The 17112-nt window shown below is 72.3% G+C and carries 16 protein-coding genes and 1 pseudogene; 9 read left to right on the top strand and 8 right to left on the bottom strand.

The window, feature by feature from the left end; translation table 11 throughout:
- Nucleotides 1–14: 14 nt before the first annotated feature.
- The gene (locus tag ACFV61_RS10090) at nt 15–422 is read right to left on the bottom strand and encodes a PLD nuclease N-terminal domain-containing protein (RefSeq protein WP_063348881.1); all 408 of its coding nucleotides are present in this window, start codon (nt 420–422) and stop codon (nt 15–17) included.
- A gap of 90 nt (nt 423–512) precedes the next feature.
- Between ACFV61_RS10090 and ACFV61_RS10085 the strand changes: the two genes are divergently transcribed.
- Nucleotides 513–1970: a menaquinone biosynthesis decarboxylase gene (locus tag ACFV61_RS10085; protein ID WP_063348882.1), complete on the top strand. Its 1458-nt coding sequence runs from the start codon at nt 513–515 to the stop codon at nt 1968–1970.
- On the top strand, nt 1958–2863 hold the full coding sequence (gene mqnP, locus ACFV61_RS10080; RefSeq protein ID WP_380375486.1) for a menaquinone biosynthesis prenyltransferase MqnP: 906 nt from the start codon (nt 1958–1960) through the stop codon (nt 2861–2863). The genes ACFV61_RS10085 and mqnP overlap by 13 nt, the downstream gene beginning before the upstream one ends.
- Before the next feature lie 27 nt (nt 2864–2890).
- On the opposite strand, the gene ACFV61_RS10075 is transcribed toward mqnP, so the two are convergent.
- The 4 genes from ACFV61_RS10075 to ACFV61_RS10060 all read right to left on the bottom strand — a co-directional run bounded on the left by ACFV61_RS10075 (nt 2891) and on the right by ACFV61_RS10060 (nt 6450).
- On the bottom strand, nt 2891–3682 hold the full coding sequence (locus ACFV61_RS10075) for a hypothetical protein (protein WP_380491021.1): 792 nt from the start codon (nt 3680–3682) through the stop codon (nt 2891–2893).
- Nucleotides 3683–3890: 208 nt separating this feature from the next.
- Nucleotides 3891–4286, bottom strand: coding sequence for a glycine cleavage system protein GcvH (gene gcvH / locus ACFV61_RS10070; protein WP_380491020.1), 396 nt, complete (start codon nt 4284–4286; stop codon nt 3891–3893).
- A 116-nt stretch (nt 4287–4402) separates the two neighbouring features.
- Nucleotides 4403–5158, bottom strand: a complete 756-nt coding sequence (locus tag ACFV61_RS10065) for an alpha/beta fold hydrolase (protein WP_380338149.1) — start codon at nt 5156–5158, stop codon at nt 4403–4405.
- A 65-nt stretch (nt 5159–5223) separates the two neighbouring features.
- Nucleotides 5224–6450 carry an FAD-dependent oxidoreductase gene (locus tag ACFV61_RS10060; protein WP_063348886.1) on the bottom strand — a complete coding sequence of 409 codons (1227 nt, stop codon included), beginning with the start codon at nt 6448–6450 and terminating at the stop codon, nt 5224–5226.
- A gap of 102 nt (nt 6451–6552) precedes the next feature.
- Between ACFV61_RS10060 and ACFV61_RS10055 the strand changes: the two genes are divergently transcribed.
- The gene (locus ACFV61_RS10055) at nt 6553–7326 is read left to right on the top strand and encodes a TetR/AcrR family transcriptional regulator (RefSeq protein WP_063351314.1); all 774 of its coding nucleotides are present in this window, start codon (nt 6553–6555) and stop codon (nt 7324–7326) included.
- A 134-nt stretch (nt 7327–7460) separates the two neighbouring features.
- On the opposite strand, the gene ACFV61_RS10050 is transcribed toward ACFV61_RS10055, so the two are convergent.
- The 3 genes from ACFV61_RS10050 to ACFV61_RS10040 form a co-directional block, all read right to left on the bottom strand.
- Complete coding sequence (locus ACFV61_RS10050; RefSeq protein ID WP_380491018.1) at nt 7461–9503, bottom strand: hypothetical protein; 2043 nt, start codon at nt 9501–9503, stop codon at nt 7461–7463.
- 249 nt (nt 9504–9752) lie between these two features.
- On the bottom strand, nt 9753–10463 hold the full coding sequence (locus tag ACFV61_RS10045; RefSeq protein ID WP_380491016.1) for an MOSC domain-containing protein: 711 nt from the start codon (nt 10461–10463) through the stop codon (nt 9753–9755).
- 93 nt (nt 10464–10556) lie between these two features.
- Nucleotides 10557–11300: a cyclase family protein gene (locus ACFV61_RS10040; protein ID WP_063348889.1), complete on the bottom strand. Its 744-nt coding sequence runs from the start codon at nt 11298–11300 to the stop codon at nt 10557–10559.
- A 66-nt stretch (nt 11301–11366) separates the two neighbouring features.
- Here ACFV61_RS10040 and ACFV61_RS10035 point away from each other — a divergent pair, with 66 nt between their 5' ends.
- The 6 genes and pseudogenes from ACFV61_RS10035 to ACFV61_RS10010 all read left to right on the top strand — a co-directional run.
- A complete protein-coding gene (locus ACFV61_RS10035) occupies nt 11367–12041 on the top strand; it encodes a UbiX family flavin prenyltransferase (protein WP_380491015.1) in 675 nt (224 codons plus the stop codon).
- 119 nt (nt 12042–12160) lie between these two features.
- On the top strand, nt 12161–12619 hold the full coding sequence (locus tag ACFV61_RS10030) for an Lrp/AsnC family transcriptional regulator (protein WP_063348891.1): 459 nt from the start codon (nt 12161–12163) through the stop codon (nt 12617–12619).
- Nucleotides 12620–12622: 3 nt separating this feature from the next.
- A complete protein-coding gene (locus tag ACFV61_RS10025) occupies nt 12623–13630 on the top strand; it encodes a threonine/serine dehydratase (protein WP_380491013.1) in 1008 nt (335 codons plus the stop codon).
- 122 nt (nt 13631–13752) lie between these two features.
- A complete protein-coding gene (mqnE, locus tag ACFV61_RS10020) occupies nt 13753–14916 on the top strand; it encodes an aminofutalosine synthase MqnE (RefSeq protein WP_063348893.1) in 1164 nt (387 codons plus the stop codon).
- 112 nt (nt 14917–15028) lie between these two features.
- Entirely contained in the window at nt 15029–16267 is a 1239-nt protein-coding gene (locus ACFV61_RS10015; protein WP_380491011.1) for a L,D-transpeptidase family protein, read from the top strand.
- 263 nt (nt 16268–16530) lie between these two features.
- Nucleotides 16531–17112: pseudogene (locus ACFV61_RS10010) on the top strand (3-oxoacyl-ACP synthase); the annotation flags it as partial.

Below are 17112 nucleotides of genomic sequence, written 5' to 3'. Positions count from 1 at the left end.
CCCAGTGGCTCCGATCAGCTCTTTCGGCCGTCCTCGGGCTCGTCCTCGCCCCGCAGCTCCTGCTCGCGGCGGCGCAAATCGGCCTCCCACCGCTTCAGCATGTCCTCGTGATCGTTGTCGCTCCTCTTCAACGAAGCGAGGAATTCGGGGTCGTCGTCCGGTGCGAGCGGGCGGCCGTCGCGCCGGACCGGCTGCCCCGGACGACCGTCGGCGTCGTCGGGAGCCCCGGTCCGCAGGAGGCCGCGCTGCTTGCCGGCCACCAGCCAGGCGATCGGGCCCACCGGCGGGAACAGCAGCACGATGAGCACCCACACCGGCTTGGGCAGGTGCTTCACCTGGTCCTCGGACGTGGTCAGGCAGTCGATGAACGCCCACACCCAGAGCGCGAGCGGAAGGACGATGGTCAGAAGAATTCTCAGCACGGCGGCGATCTCCCTGCGGGGCGGTCGGGGCGGGTGCCTTCCCGGGGCCCTTGACGGAGCCAGGCTATCCGGTGGCGGATACTGACAGGCATGGCATACGACGATCTCCGCTCGTTCCTGCGGGCACTCGACCGTGAGGGCGACCTCAAGCGCATCAAGGCAGAGGTGGACCCGCACCTGGAGATCGGCGAGATCGTCGACCGGGTCCAGAAGGCCAAGGGCCCCGCGCTGCTCTTCGAGAACGTCAAGGGCTCGTCGATGCCGCTCGCGATGAACGTCTTCGGCACCGAGCGGCGCCTCGCCAAGGCGCTCGGCCTCAAGGGCCCGGACGACATCGCGGAGAAGATCGCCGGCCTGCTCAAGCCCGAGCTGCCGCAGGGCTTCACCGGCTTCCGGGACGCCTTCGGCAAGCTCGCCTCGATGGCGCACGTGCCGCCCCGGCACGTGAAGTCCGGTGACGCGCCGGTCCACGAGGTCGTGCTCACCGGCGACGACGTCAACCTGGACGAGCTGCCCGCCCTGTTCACCTGGCCGATGGACGGCGGCTCCTTCTTCAACCTGGGCCTCACCCACACCAAGGACCCGGACAGCGGCATCCGCAACCTCGGGCTCTACCGGCTCCAGCGGCACGACCGCCGCACCATCGGCATGCACTGGCAGATCCACAAGGACAGCCGCAACCACTACGCGGTGGCCGCGAAGCGCGGCGAGCGGCTGCCGGTCGCGATCGCCTTCGGCTGCCCGCCCGCCGTGACCTACGCGGCCACCGCGCCGCTGCCCGGCGACATCGACGAGTACCTGTTCGCCGGCTTCGTCGCCGGGGAGCGGGTGAAGATGGTCGACTGCAAGACCGTCCCGCTCCAGGTCCCGGCCGACGCCGAGGTGGTGCTGGAGGGCTGGCTGGAGCCCGGTGAGATGCTCCCCGAGGGCCCGTTCGGCGACCACACCGGCTTCTACACCCCGCAGGAGCCGTTCCCGGCGCTGAAGATCGACTGCGTGACGATGCGCCGCCGCCCGATCCTCCAGTCCATCGTGGTCGGCCGCCCGCCGACCGAGGACGGCCCGCTGGGCAAGTTCACCGAGCGGTTCTTCCTGCCGCTGCTGAAGATCATCATCCCGGACATCGTCGACTACGACCTGCCCGAGGCCGGCGGCTTCCACAACTGCGTGATCGTCTCGATCGACAAGAAGTACCCCAAGCACGCCCAGAAGACGATGCACGCCATCTGGGGCGCCCACATGATGTCGCTGACCAAGCTGATCATCGTGGTGGACTCCGACTGCGACGTGCACGACTACCAGGAGGTCGCCTGGCGGGCCTTCGGCAACGTCGACTACAGCCGCGACCTCACCGTCGTCGAGGGCCCGGTCGACCACCTCGACCACGCCTCCTACCAGCAGTTCTGGGGCGGCAAGGCCGGCATCGACGCGACCCGCAAGCTCCCCGAGGAGGGGTACACCCGCGACGGCGGGTGGCCCGAGATGGTCGAGTCGGACCCGGCCACGGCCGCCCTGGTGTCCCGCCGCTGGAAGGAATACGGGCTGTGAGCACGGCTGCCGTCGAAACCCCGGGGCGCACGAAGGCCTTCCTGCGCCTGGTGATGATCGAGCACTCGGTCTTCGCCTTGCCCTTCGCCTACACCGCCGCACTGACGGCCATGTTCCTCGCCGACGAGCGGGTGCACTGGGGCGAGCTGTTCATCGTCACCGTCTGCATGGTCGGCCTGCGCACCTTCGCCATGGCCGCCAACCGGATCATCGACCGCGAGATCGACGCCCGGAACCCGCGCACGGCCTCGCGCGAACTCGTCACGGGCGCGGTGTCGCTGAAGACGGCGTACGCCGGCTCGGCCGTGGCGCTGATCGTCTTCCTCGGCGCGGCGGCGATGCTCAACCCGCTCTGCCTGGCGCTCGCGCCGGTCGCCGTCGTGCCGATGGTGGTCTACCCGTACGGCAAGCGCTTCACCGACTTCCCGCAGGCCATCCTGGGCCTCGCCCAGGCGATGGGCCCGGTCGGCGCCTGGCTCGCGGTGACCGGCACCTGGTCGTGGGACGCCCTCGTACTGGGCGTCGCGGTCGGCGTGTGGATCGGCGGCTTCGACCTCATCTACGCCTGCCAGGACGTCGAGTCCGACCGGCACGGCAAGGTGCGGTCGGTACCGGCCCGCTTCGGCATCCCGGCGGCCATCTGGGGCGCACGGGTGTGCCACGTCGTCACGACGCTCCTGCTGGGGTGGTTCGCGCTCCTGACGCATGCCGGTGCGGCGTTCTGGGTCGGCCTGGTCGTCGTCGCGGGGGCGTTCGTCTACGAGCACACCATCGTCAAGCCGAACGACCTCTCCAAGCTGAACCGGGCGTTCTTCCAGACCAACGGCTTCGTGGGCATCTCGCTGTTCGTCTTCGCCCTGCTGGACCTGATCATCCGGGGCCTGGGGATCTGAGCGGCCCGGCCGCCGGCCGGGCACGCCCTAACGGAACAGGGACGCGTGATCCGTGGCCCAGGTGCGGAAGTTGCGGGGTGGGTGGCCGGTGAGGTCCTGGACCGTTGTGGTGGCCGGGTTCGGGGTGGTGATGCGGGCGTGGATGAAGTCCAGTGCGCTGTCGACGGCCGCTCCGGGCCGGCTGGTGGCGGACATGCGGCGGCGGGCTGCCTCGCGGGGGATCTCCTGCCACTTCACCGGGCGGCCGGCGGCCTCGCCGATGATGTCCACCTGTTCCGCCTGGGTGGGGCACTCCGGGCCGGTGAGCAGATAGTGCGCGCCGTTGTGGCCGTCCTCGGTGAGGGCGCGGACGGCGACCGCCGCGATGTCCCGCTCATCCACCGGGTTCAGTCCGGCCGCGCCGCCGTAGCCCTGCACGGCGCCCCCGGAGCGGATCTCCTGCGCCCACTGGAGCGCGGCGGTGAACCCGTGCGCCCGCAGCACCGTGTGCCGGACCCCGCTCCCGGCGAGCAGCGCCTCCACCTCGCCCTCGGCCCGGACGGCCGTCGAGGAGAGGAACACCACCCGCCCGACCTCCCGGGCCAGCACCCCCACCGCGTCCGCCGCCTCGTCCGCCGTGGGGAACGGCCACCCCAGCAGCACCGCGCCCGCCTCCTGGACCGCCGCCTCCAGTGATGCCGGGTCGAGCAGGGCCTGCTGCGTCAGGGTCCGCACGCGCACCCCGGCGGCGGCGAGCTGCAGCCCGACGTGTCGCTCGACCGCTCCGGGGACGCCGACCGCCAGTACAGGTGACGCCTCGTCAACTCGCTTCTCTGTCATGCCTTGAACGTAGGTGAGAAGTATGAGACGCCCCATGTGTGCGGGTCTCCGGTTCATGTGCCATCGTCTACCAGGCGCGCGCCAACTCGCGTGCGCCCCCGAGTGCTTCGCGCGCTGACCTCGCCCGGGGCCCCCGCCACCTGGCCGGGCGCCGGCTGCGCACAGGAAGTCGGCGAGTCCGACTTCCTGTGCGCTCGGCCCGGGGTGGCTACTCCGAACGGCTGGAGATGAAGGCCTCGTACTGGGTGGCCGTGAGCAACTGCTTCAGCTCGTCAGGCTTGGCGACGGTGAGCTCGATGATCCAGCCGTCGCCGTACGGGTCCGTGTTGATCAGTTCGGGTTCGTCGTTCAGGCCCTCGTTCACCGCGGTGACCGTTCCGGTGAGCGGCATGAAGATCTCGCTCACCGCCTTGACGGACTCCACCGTGCCGAACGCTTCGCCGGATTCGAGCTGCTTCCCCAGGGTGGGGATGTCGGCGAAGACGACGTCACCGAGCTGCTTCTGCGCGAAGTCGGTGATGCCCACCCGGGCCTTGTCCTTGCCGGTGGTCCGCACCCACTCGTGGTCCTTGGTGCACTTGAGGTCTTTCGGGACGTTGGCCATGGGGATCTCCGCGAGGTCGAGGCGACTGCACTGACGGGTCGTCAGTCATGCGGAGGAGCCTGCTACAGGTCCCCGCCCCTCGCCGCGAAGCGCACCCGGTCGGGTGAAGGCGGGTGTCAGTTGTGCAGGAAGGACTCCAGCGAGGTGGCCAGTGCCACCGGCGTCTCGTACATCGGGTAGTGGCCGCTGCCGTCGAGCTCCTCCAGTTCGGCGTTGGGGTAGTGGGCGAGCCAGGTGCCGCGCATCACGTCGGCGGTCAGGGCGAGGTCGTGTGCGCCCACGATCACTTTGACGGGGACGGGGTTCCCGTTGATGCGGCGTTCCAGGTCGGCCGTCGCCCAGTCCCGCACGTACCCGCCGAAGGCCTCGGGCGTGGAGAGCCGGAGCGACTGGTCGACCATGCGGTCCAGCCAGACCCGGCCCGCCCGCTGCCCGGTGACCAGGTCGAGGATCGCGTACCGCTTCTCGCGGTCCTCGGCGGCGCCGTAGAACAGCGCCTCGCCGTCGGCGTCCAGCGGGTAGGCCCCGGCGGGGACGGGCGCCAGGCCGACGAGCTTGCGCACCCGCAGCGGCGCCTCGGCCAGCACCTGCTGCGCGGCCTTGCCGCCCATCGAGTGGCCGATCAGCGAGAAGCGGTCCCAGCCGAGTTGATCGGCCAGGGCGAGCGCGTCGGCGGCGATCTCGGCGAGCGTGTAGGAGCCGGTGACGTCCTTGCGTTCTCCGTAGCCCCGGTAGTCGAGGAACGCGTAGCTGAAGGCCCTGCCGTCGAGGTAGTCGAGGAAGGGGCCCCAGCCCGCGCTGGTGCCGAACCAGTCGTGCAGGACCAGGACGTGGTGGTCGCCGGTGCCGGTCGAGCGGTGAGGGATCGTCATGCCCTCGGTCCTTCCCCGGAAGCCTCCCGCCCGAACGGCCGGTCGCCGACCCGTGCGGCCGGCGGCTACGCCATGGGCCGTCGGGCGAAGTCCGGGGCGTGTTCGGGGCGGGGGCCGAAGGCGATCAGGCGGGAGATGCCCAGCCGGACCGCCGGGACGTGGCGGACGAGCGCGGCGAATCCCATCGGCGGGCCGGACCGCCGGCCGGTGAGCGCCGGGACGAACATCACGCCGTGCAGGATCCGCTGCAGCCGTTGGATGACCACCGTCGGCATCTGGCGCCGCCGTTGCACCCGGGCGAGCGCGGCGGTGGTCGGGCGGCCGCGCAGCAGCGGCTCGGCGAGCAGGGTGGCGGCCGCGACGGCGTCCTGGATGGCGAGGTTGATGCCCACCCCGCCGGCCGGGGACATCGCGTGGGCGGCGTCGCCGATCAGCAGCAGCCCGTCGGTGTACCAGCGGTCCAGCCGGTTGAGCCGGGCGTCGAGCATGTGGACGTCGTCCATGCCCGCCAACTGGTCGACGCGGTCGGCGTACTGGGGCAGCAGCCGGGCGATCCGCTCGCGGAAGCGCTCCACGCCTTCGGCGCGCAGCTGCGGGTCGGAGCCCTTCGGCTTGAAGTAGGCGATCTGGAAGTAGCTGTCGCGGGCGATGCTGAGGGCCAGCTCGCCGTCACCGAAGCCGGCGACGAGGCTGGGCGGCGCGGCCTGCTCCTCCGCGTGCCGGGGCAGGCGGAACCACCAGACGTCGAAGGGCACCGGGTACTCCTCGGCCACCAGCCCGGCCGCCTTGCGCAGGGTGGAGTGCCGGCCGTCGGTGCCGACGGTGAGGTCGGCGCGGAGCTCGCCCTGCTCGCCGTCCCGGGTGCGGTAGCGCACGCCGGCCACCCGGCCGCCCTCCCGGATCAGTCCGGTGGCCTCGGTGTTCATCCGCAGGGTGAAGGTGGGCTCCTGCCGGGCTTCCTCGACGAGGAAGTTGAGCAGGTCCCACTGCGGCATCATCGCGATGTAGTTGTACGGCGCGGGCAGCCGGTCGTAGGCGCTCAGCGGGACTTGGCCGACGCCGGGCACCGGCACCACCAGGTTGCCGAGCCGGCTCTGCGGCAGCGCGGCGAACTTCCGGCCGAGGCCGAGTTCGTCCATCAGCCGCACGGTGGAGGCGTGGACGGTGTCGCCGCGGAAGTCCCGCAGGAAGTCCCCGTGCTTCTCCAGCACGGTCACCTCGACACCCGCCCGGGCCAGCAGCAGGCCCAACATCATTCCGGCCGGTCCGCCCCCGGAGATCACGACGCTCATGGCTCTCTCCCTTGCTGTGCTCGGTTGATCACCTTCCGTGTGGAACTTGCATTTACAGAGTCTCTGGAACTGTCTCAGGTGTCAAGTAGTATGCTGCTCCACATGAAGGATCTGGTGGCGGCCGCCCTCACGGCGGCGAAGGACCGGGGCCAGGACGTCGCGGACGTCCCGCTGACGGCGATCGCCGCGACGGCCGGCATCTCCCGCAGCACCCTGCTGCGCAGGCTCGGCGGCTGCCGGGCACCCCTGGACGAGGCGGTCCGGCAGGCGGGCGTCGACCCGGGCGGACGGCCGCCGGTACGGGAACGCGCGATCGCGGCGGCGGCCGGGCTGGTGGCCGAACGCGGCCTGGGCGGGGTCACCCTGGACGCCGTGGCGGACCGCGCCGAGTGCTCGCTGCCCAGCCTGCACACCGTCTTCGAGGGCCGGGACGGCCTGCTCACCGCCGTCTTCCTCCAGTACGGCCCGCTGCCGGACCTGGAGGCGCTCGCCGCGAACCCGCCGGAGCGCCTGGAGGACACCGTCCGGGCGCTCCACCGCGCCTTCGCCGCGGCCTTCGACCGCCAGCCCCGGGTCATGCCGGCGGTCTTCGCCGACCTGTTCGCCCGACCGGACGGCCCCGCCTCCCGGATGATGGCGGCCCACCTGCCGCGACTGTTCGACGGCCTCGGCCGGCTGCTGCTGCCGTACATCGAGGCCGGACGGCTGCGTCCGCTGCCGCTCCCGGTGCTGGTCCAACTGCTGTTCGGCCCGCTGATCAACCACATCCTGCTGCGGCCGGTCCTCGAACCGGCGCTCGGCGCCGGACTGCCTTCGCTGGAGGAGTCCATCGACCTCTTCGCCGAGGCCTACCTGCGGGCGGTCGCCCTGCCGTAGCGGGGCCGGGAGACTGCCTGATCCGTTCCTGGGACGTGTCTGCCGGAAAGCACCGAGCTCTCCCGGAAAACGCCGAGCCCCGGCCCGCCGGGCGAAGCCGGGGAGCCGGGGAGCCGGGGCTCGGACGGGGGCGGTCAGGCGCTGCGGCGGCGGCGCGCGACGAAGAGCGCGCCGATGCCGCTGACGAGCAGGGCGGCGGCGCCCGCCGCGGTCTTGATGACACCGTCCGACCCGGTGTGGGCGAGCTCGCCGCCCGCCAGCTGGGTGGTGCCGGTGGTGCCGGTAGTGCCAGTGGTGCTGGTGGTGTCGGTCTCGTCGGCGGTGCCGGTGGTGTAGCTGGTCCGGATGACGGGGCCGGTGCCGATGCCGGAAGTGTCGGCGGTGACCTGGATCGCGTTGCCCTGCGGGCTCGCGCTGGCGGCGTGGGCGGTGCCCTCGTTGATGACGGCGGACGGGTCGACGGAGGTCTGGCCGACCTTGGCCTCGGCGGTGTAGGCGAGGCGGACGTGCTTGGTGATGGTCGCGCCTGCCGCGAGGGCGTCGCCGCTGAGGAGGTAGCGGACGGGGCCGCCGGCCTGGGGGCCCGGGGTGCCGGGCACGGTCTCCCAGGCGCCATCGGCCTTCTGCATCTCCAGGACGCTGTGCGAGTCGGCCCACAGGATGGTGGCGAGCTTGCCGTAGCGGGAGGCGCTGGGGTTGTTGACGGCGACGTCGAACTCGACCGGGGCGCCGCCGGCGACGGCGGTGGTCGGCGCGTTCTTGAGCTGGACGACCAGGGACTTCACCGCGACGTCCTTGGTGGCCTCGGCGAGCACGGTGTCCTCGGCCGCCGGGTCGACGACGGCGGAGTAGAGCTTGGTCGGCAGGCTGTAGCCGCCCGTGTCGTTGTTGCCCACGGCGGCGAGCCGCAGCTGGAAGGTCTTGGTGGCGCCGGCGGGGACGGTCAGGCCGGTGACCTTGCCGCTGAAGTTGAAGGTCCTGTCGCTCTGCTTGAAGGTCAGCTCGACCGGCTTCCAGGTGCCGTCGGCGTCGCGGTACTCGATGGCGAACGCGTCGTGAACCCGGGCGTGCACGTTGCTCACGTTGAGCTTCAGGGTGAACGGGGCCTCGGCGGTGCCCGGGTTGGTGACGGTCTCGGAGAACTCGACGGGCTCGCCGCCGTACCCGATCGGGGCCGGCTCCTGGACGGTCAGCGCCGGCTTGGCAGCGACCGGGGCGGCGGTGACGTCGATCGCGACGAACTGGGGGCCGACGATCGCCTGCATGGCCCCGGCGCCCTGGTCGAGCATCGCCCACGGGTGGATGTAGGCCGTGCCGAGCGGGGCATCGGCGGCGAACGCGAAGCGGACGTGCCGGGTGTCGCTGCTGCCGGCGGCGATGGTCCTGTCGTCGGTGAGGTGGTACGTGACGCGGTCGGAGCCCGGCTGGCTGCTGGCGGTGCCGGTGATGTTCTCCCAGCTGCCGTCGGCCTTCCGCACCTGGAGCGTGCTGTGCTTGTCCGCCTCCACGACCTTGTCGACGGTGGTGTAGCGCGAGGCGCTGGGGTTGTTCACGGTGACGTCGAACTCGACCGGGGCGCCGCCGGCGACGGCGGTGGTCGGCGCGTCCTTGACCTGCACGGTGATGGCCTTGGCCGCGACCTGGTCGGTGCTCTCGGCGAGGACGGTGGTGCCGGTCGCGTCGAGGACGGCGGAGCTGAGCGTGACGGTCGAGTCCTGGTTGGACCAGTAGGCGGCGAGCTCGGTGGTGAGGCGCAGCTGGACGGTCCTGGTGGCACCGGCGGCGACGGTCAGGCCGGGGACGGTGTCGGCGACGGGCTTCCAGGTGCCGTCCGCGTCGCGGTAGTCGACCTTGATGGCGTGCGTCGCGATGGGGCCCGCGCCGCTCGTGCCGATCCTCAGCGTGAACGAGGCCTCGGTGGTGCCGGGGTTCGTGATGGTCTCGGCGAACTCGACCGGCTGCCCGCCGCGGCCGACCGTCGTCGGCGCGTTGACCTTCAGCGACGGCTTGTCGGCCGTGGCTTCGGCGGCCGGCGCGGCGGGGGCGGTGGCGGCCGCCGGTGCCTCGGCGGCGTACGCGGCCGGGGAGGACAGCACCGCGCCGGTGGCCAGCAGCACGCCGAGGGTGGCGGCGGTGAGGACGGTGGAGCGGGAGCGACGGGCGCGGACAGCAGGCATGGAAATACCCCCCAGGGTGTTCTGCCGTCGGTATTTCAGCCGCCGGCCGGTACGTGTGCTTGGAGTCGGACCCGAAGTTCGAGGGCGTCGCCCCCAGTGCCTCTCGCGGTCCGGGTTCGGCGGGTTTCCCCGCCTCTCACTGGCATAGACGTGCGGCGGCCGCCGGGGTTGCAGGTGATCCAAAAGTTTTTTCGAAAACCTCTGAGACCGCCCTGACCTGCGGTTCCGCTCTCCAGGTGCTCGCCGGGTTCAATGCAGCGCGAGCTCGTCGCCCACGCTCAGCCGCCCGGGGGCGGCGACCTCGGCGAGGGCGTCGAGCCGGCCGTCGTGGGCGTGCACGATCGCCTTGAGGATCTCGGGGGCGTGCGGCAGCCCCGGCTGGGGGGCGCCGGTCATCGCGCAGCGCTCGCTGGAGCGGACGAAGGCGAGGCGGGCGCCGGTGCCGCCGTGCCCCTCCCGGCCGAACCAGCCGTCCTCGACGAAGGGCGGGGTGCCCGGGGGCGTCCGCAGCAGGATGTTGGGGCGGAACCGGCGCTCGTCGACCACCGTGAAGGGGGCGGCCTCGCGGACCCAGTCCAGGGTGGCGGTGGTGAGCACGCTGACCGGCAGCTGGTCGAAGTGGGAGACGGCGTCCTCGCGGGCGAGTTCGACGTCCTCGCGCTGGAGGTAGGCGCGCAGGAAGGCGCCCGGGTCGGCGACCGGGCGGCCGAGCGGGTCGAACAGTTCGGGGCCGTCGATCCGGTGGCCGAGGCGGGCGGAGAGGCGGAGCAGACCGTCCATCCGGCGGAAGCGGCGGGTGTTCTTGCCCGAGCCGAGCTTGCCGTCCGCGTCGCGGACGGCGTAGAGGCGGTCGCCGGCCAGGCCGCGCTCGTCCACCTCGACGGAGTCGAGCCGCTCGCCGCCGGTGGATTTCACGGGGTAGCGCCAGAGTCGCTCGATCACTCCGATGATCTCTGCCATGGGCGGACAGCGTAGCGGCGGCGCCGGGGGATGGTCTAGACCAAGTCCCGTGCGGCGACTGGCCGGAACGCCCCGGGGAGGGTCTTCGACTCCCTAGCCCAGCCTTGCCACCGCCCGGACCGGCGCACCGTCCGCCGCCGCCAGCCGCAGCGGGAACAGCGACACCTCGACCGGCCGCCCGGCCTCCTGGGCGTCCAGCAGCGCCCGCAGATCGGTCAGGTTCTCGGCGATCACCCCGCCGCCGGGCGCCCCCAGCAGCACCCGGTGCGCGGCGAGGGTCGGCTCGTCGGCGCCGGGCTGGTCGTGCTCGTCGGTGAGGTCCGCGAGCAGCGCGGCGACCGCCGGGTCGCCCGGGCCCGGGTCGGGGGTGGGGTCGACGCTCAGCGCGTCCACCCCGACGGTCCGCACCCCGGCGGCGACGATCGCCTCGGCGGCGGCCGCGGTCAGGCTGGGGTGCGCGAGGTAGGCGTCGGTGCCCCAGTGCCGGGCCCAGCCGGTGGCGAGCAGCAGGACGGACCCCTCGCCGACGCGCGCCAGGGCGGGCGCGAGCAGCTCGGGGGTGACGGCGGCCCGGGGCTCCAGTCCGCGCAGGTCGGCGAGCACCGCGGGGCCGGTGAACCGCTCCAGCGGCAGCCCGTCCAGGGTCGGCCAGGTGACGTCCACGTGGTAGGGCGCGTCCACGTGCGTCCCGGACTGCGAGCCGAGGTGCAGGGCCAGCACGTTCACCCCGGCGGTGGCGGTGGTGAGCGCGGGCTCCAACAGGACGGCCGGATCGCCGGGGTAGACCGGCATCGCGGTGGTCACCTGATGGGTGAGGTCGACGAGGGTCGCTGCCATGCCCCCATCCTTCCAGGGGAGCCCGCGGATGAGGCCCGACCGGGTGAGTCCGGATAGAAATGGGACATGGGAACAGTCAAGCGTCAGCCGTGGGTGGTCGGGGTCTCTGGTGCGTCGGGGACGCCGTACGCCGCCTCGGTGATCCGGGCGCTGCTCGCCGCCGGGGAGCCGGTGGACCTGATCGTCAGCCGAGCCGCCCGGCTCACCATCCTCGACGAGACCGGCATCTCCTTCCGGGACGCCCACTGGCGCGCCGACCTGGCCGCCTGGCTGGGCTCCGACGAGGGCCTGGACGACGTCCGCTACTGGCCCGCCGGGGACTTCGCGGCCGGCCCGTCCAGCGGCTCGTACCCGGCCAAGGGCATGCTGGTGGTGCCCGCGACCACCGGCGCGGTGGCCGGGATCGCGCTCGGCCTGAGCAAGGACCTGCTGCAGCGGGTGGCCAGCGTCACCCTCAAGGAGCGCCGCCCGCTGGTCGTGTGCGTGCGCGAGGCGCCACTCAACGGGGTGACGTTGAAGCACCTGGTGGAGCTCGACGCGCAGGGCGCCGTCGTCCTCCCCGCCTCTCCCGGGTTCTACGCCGGCGGCTCGACCGTGCGGGAACTCGTCGACTTCGTGGCCGGCCGGGTGCTGGACGCGGTCGGCGTCCCGCATTCCCTGTACCTGCGCTGGGAAGGGGAGTTGGGGGCGGCGGCCCGCCGGTCCGACGAGAACGGCAGCGTGTCGGCTGAGGGGGAGTGAGGAGGCCGGGGGCGGGAGAGTATCTTCTCTGCGATATCCGGGTTGTTCCGCGCATGGCGCCTTGGAATCCGGATAATGATCTGTGGGTCTGGTGAGGTTCGGAAGGACGCGGACGGTATATGGACACGGTGGACAGACAGCTCATCCAGGCGCTCCGGGAGAACGGCCGCGCGTCCTACGCCGAGCTGGGCCGGCTGGTCGGGCTCTCCGGCCCGAGCGTCACGGACCGGATCAACCGGCTGGAGCAGGCCGGTGTCATCACCGGCTACCGCGCGACGGTCAATCCGGCCTCGCTCGGCTTCGGCGTCACGGCCCTGATCGGCCTTCAGCTGACCGACGCCGCCGATCACGAGGACGTCGCGCACCGGCTCAAGGACCTCAACGAGGTCGAGGACTGCTGGTTCATCGCGGGTGACGACTCCTACATGCTCAAGGTCAGGGTGGCCGACGTGGCTGGCCTGGAGTCGGTGGTCAAGCGGATCTCGGGCACGAAAGGCGTGGCCCGCACCCGCACCACCGTCGTACTCTCCACGAAGTGGGAGAACCGGGTGAGCGAACTCCCTCCCGAAGGAGAGTGACGGATGGCACTGGTCGGTCTGGAGGAGCTGCGCGCCGCTCGGCAGCGGATCGCGGGGGTGGCCGTGCGCACCCCGCTGGTTCCCGCCCCGTGGGCGGACGAGGGGGAGCGCCGGCTCTGGCTGAAGCCCGAGAACCTCCAGCCGACCGGGGCCTTCAAGACCCGCGGCGCGTACAACCGGCTGGCCGCGCTCACCGAGGCCGAGCGGGCCCGCGGCGTGGTCGCCCAGTCGAGCGGCAACCACGCGCAGGCGGTGGCGTACGCGGCGGCGCTGCTCGGCATCAAGGCCGTGATCGTGATGCCGGACACCTCGCCGGCGGTGAAGGTGGAGTCCACCCGGGGGTTCGGCGCCGAGGTGGTCCTGGTGTCGCCGGAGGAGCGGGACACCCTGCCCGCCGAACTGGCCGAGCGGCACGGCTACGTCTGGGTGCCGCCGTACGACGACCCGTTCATCATCGCGGGCCAGGGCACGGTCGGCCTGGAGATCGCCGAGGACGCCCCCGCCGGGCTGGACACCGTCCTGGTGCCGGTCAGCGGCGGCGGCCTGATCTCCGGGACGGCGGCCGCGCTCAAGCTCACCCGCCCGGGCATCCGGGTGATCGGCGTGGAACCGGAGCTGGCCGCCGACGCGCAGGCCAGCTTCCGGGCCGGCCGCCGGCTGGCCTGGCCGGTCGCCGACACCTACCGGACCATCGCGGACGGCCTGCGCACCCCGTCGGTCGGCGAGCTGCCCTTCGAGCACCTGACCGCGTACGTGGACGACATCGTCACCGTCACCGAGGACGAGATCCGCGCCACCGTCGCCCTGCTGGCCCGCCGCGGCCGGCTGGTCGCCGAGCCCTCCGGCGCGGTCGCCCCGGCGGCCTACTTCCACCGCGCCGCCGAGACCGGGGGCCGGACGGTCGCGGCCGTGGTCAGTGGTGGCAACATCGACCCTGCACTGCTCGCTGAGCTGCTGTCGGACCGTCCCGAGCCGAAGGGCGCGCCGGTGCCGAAAGTGACGAGCGACTAGCGACGGAGGAGCGCCGGAGCGAGGAGCGTCGGCACCGGGTCGGAGCGGCCCGGAGGCGAGCGGACGAGTGACGTACGCTCGGGTCCGGCAAGGAATCGAAGTCGGAGGAGGCGGGGCACCGCATGGACGCAGGGCTGAAGCGCGAGCTGGAGGCGAAGGTCTACGCGGGTGAGCGGCTGACCCGCGAGGACGGGATCGCGCTCTACGAGAGCGACGACCTGGCCTGGCTGGGCGGTCTGGCCCACCACGTGCGGACGCGGAAGAACGGCGACGTCGTCCACTTCAACGTCAACCGCCACCTCAACATGACCAACGTGTGCAGCGCGTCCTGCGCGTACTGCTCGTTCCAGCGCAAGCCGGGCGAGAAGGACGCCTACACGATGCGCATCGAGGAGGCCGTCCGGCTCGCCAAGGCGATGGAGGTCGACTCCCTCACCGAGCTGCACATCGTCAACGGCCTGCACCCGACCCTGCCCTGGCGCTACTACCCGCGCTCGCTGCGGGAGCTGAAGGCGGCCCTGCCGAACGTCTCGCTGAAGGCCTTCACCGCCACCGAGATCCACTGGTTCGAGAAGATCAGCGGCCTGCCCGCCGACGAGATCCTGGACGAGCTGATCGACGCCGGCCTGGAGTCGCTGACCGGCGGCGGCGCGGAGATCTTCGACTGGGAGGTCCGCCAGCACATCGTCGACCACGACACCCACTGGGAGGACTGGTCGCGGATCCACCGCCTCGCCCACAGCAAGGGCCTCAAGACGCCGGCCACCATGCTGTACGGCCACATCGAGGAGCCCCGCCACCGGGTGGACCACGTGCTGCGGCTGCGCGAGCTGCAGGACGAGACCGGCGGCTTCCAGGTCTTCATTCCGCTGCGCTACCAGCACGACTTCCACGACTCCAAGGACGGCGTCGTGCGCAACAAGCTGATGGCCCGCACGGAGATGGCCACCGGCGCCGAGGCGCTGAAGACCTTCGCGGTCTCCCGGCTGCTCTTCGACAACGTCCCGCACGTCAAGGTCTTCTGGGTGATGCACGGCGTCACCACCGCCCAGCTGGCGCTCAGCCACGGCGCGGACGACATGGACGGCTCGGTGGTCGAGTACAAGATCACCCACGACGCGGACAACTTCGGCACCCCGAACAAGCTGGGCCGTGACGACCTGCTCGACCTGATCCGCGACGCCGGCTTCCGCCCGGTCGAGCGCAACACCCGCTACGAGATCATCCGCGAGTACGAGGGCCCGGACCTGGGGCGCCGCGAGGCCCCGCAGGCGATGCGCCTCTGACCGGAGAACTCCCCCGCCGCCCGGGCCCCGGCCCGGGCGGCGGCGTTTCTTCACCGCCCCCGCACCCGCCCCGGGTTTACCAACCGGTACACCGTTTGGCAGGATCGGCGGTATGTCCGGTTCTCATCGCGCCACCACGTACCCGTCGTACGAGCCGATAGCGGAGCCGGTGTACGGGGTGCCGCAGCAGCCGTACGGGGCGGGTGAGCCGTACCGGCAGCCCGTCCGGCAGGACCACTACGGCGAGTACGGGCAGCTCCCGCAGGCCCCTGACGGGTACTTCGAGGCGTACGAGCAGCCGTTCCAGCCGTACGCCGCCGGGCCCGACCCGCTCGTCGCCCCCGGGCCGGTCTACACCCCCAGGCCGGCGTACGACGCCGAGCCGGTGTACGCCCCCGAGTCGGTGTACGACGCCGAACCGGTGTACGCGTTCGAGCCGGAGCCCGTCCGGCAGCCCACGCCCCCGCCCGTGGCGGCACCCGTGGGTGCCCGGGCGGCCGCTCGGGGGCACCGCCGGAAGGCGAAGAAGAAGCGTCACGGCAAGGCGGTGATGGCCGGCACCGCGCTGCTGGTCGCGGCCGCCGCCGGCTGGTACACCGTCGGCCAGGACGACGCCAAGCCCGTCGCCGCAGCCGCCGACGGCCCCGGCCCGGAAGGCGTCAGCACGCCCGACCAGCCGGCTCCCGCCGCCCGGGCCGCCGCCGACCGGCAGACCCAGCCCCCGGCCGCCGACCGCAGCCAGGTCCGTGCGGACGGCTCGGTCGCCGCGATACCCGGCCTCGGCGCCGACTTCGTCGCGAAGATACCCACCGAGACCACCCAGGTGGTGCTCGCCTCCGGCCAGGACAAGAACGGCAACAAGAACACCGTCACCCTCTGGACCCGCACCCCCGAGGGCCGCTGGCTGGCCGGCGAGACCTGGCAGGGCCACAACGGCAACAACGGCTGGACCACCGACCACAACGAGGGCGACCTGCGCAGCCCGATCGGCGTCTTCGCGCTCTCCGACGCGGGCGGCCGCAAGGCCGACCCGGGCAGCAAGCTCCCGTACGACAAGGACCCGAGCTTCGTGGTCTCCGGGACGGGCTTCTTCGGCGACCAGCTGGCCGGCTCCTTCGACTACGTGGTCGCGATCAACTACAACCGGGTGCCCGGAAACTCCCCGCTGGACCCGCGCCGCCCGATGGGGGCGAAGAAGGGCGGCGGGATCTGGATCCACGTCGACCACGACGGCCCCACCCACGGCTGCGTCTCGATCCCCGAGGACAAGATGGCCGAGCTGATCCGCACCCTGGACCCGGCGGCCCACCCGGTGATCGTGATGGGCGACGCCGCCTCGCTGTCCGCCTGACCCCGGCGTTCCGACCCCGGCCTGACCCCGGCCCGACTGCGGCGTTCCGGCGGCGTTCCGGTGGCGTCCGAACGGTGTTCCGGGCGGTGCCGGCCCCGTCATCGGCGGCGGTGCCCGCCCCGTCGTCCGCATCGGCGTCGATCCCGGCGCGCCCGGAGGCCAGTCGCCGCAACGCCCCTTGTCGGGCTCCTACAGATCGCGGGGGCGGATCCTGTAGCCGGGCGCGCCCCGCTGACCAGTGGGTAACCCGGTTCCATGGCACTATGAGCGGTTCGCGCATTGTGGCACTCGGCCACTACCAGCCCCCCAAGGTCCTCTCCAACGACGACCTGGAGGCGCTCGTCGACACCAACGACGAGTGGATCCGTAGCCGGGTGGGCGTCAGAACCCGGCACATCGCCGAGGGCGAGACCTTGGTCGACCTCGCCACCGAGGCCGCGCAGAAGGCGCTCGCCAAGAGCGGCCGGACGGCCGACGAGATCGACCTGATCGTGGTCGCCACCTGCACCGCGATCGAGCGCAGCCCCAACACCGCCGCCGCCGTGGCCGCCCGGCTCGGCGTCCGGGCGCCCGCCGCGTACGACATCAACACGGTCTGCTCCGGCTTCTCGTACGCCCTGGCCACCGCCGACCACGCGATCCGGGCCGGCGCGGCGCGCCGCGCGCTGGTGATCGGCGCCGAGCGGATGTCCGACACGCTGGACTGGACCGACCGCACCACCTGCGTGATCTTCGGCGACGGCGCCGGCGCCGCGGGGGGCGGGGCCCACGAGGACGGTGCCGAGCCCCCCAACGGCACCGACGTCATGGGCTCCGAGCCGGCGACAGGCGACTCCGAGGTGGCG

The sequence above is a fragment of the Kitasatospora sp. NPDC059817 genome (assembly GCF_042731835.1).
Classification (GTDB): domain Bacteria; phylum Actinomycetota; class Actinomycetes; order Streptomycetales; family Streptomycetaceae; genus Kitasatospora.
This window is presented reverse-complemented; position numbering and strand designations above follow the sequence as displayed.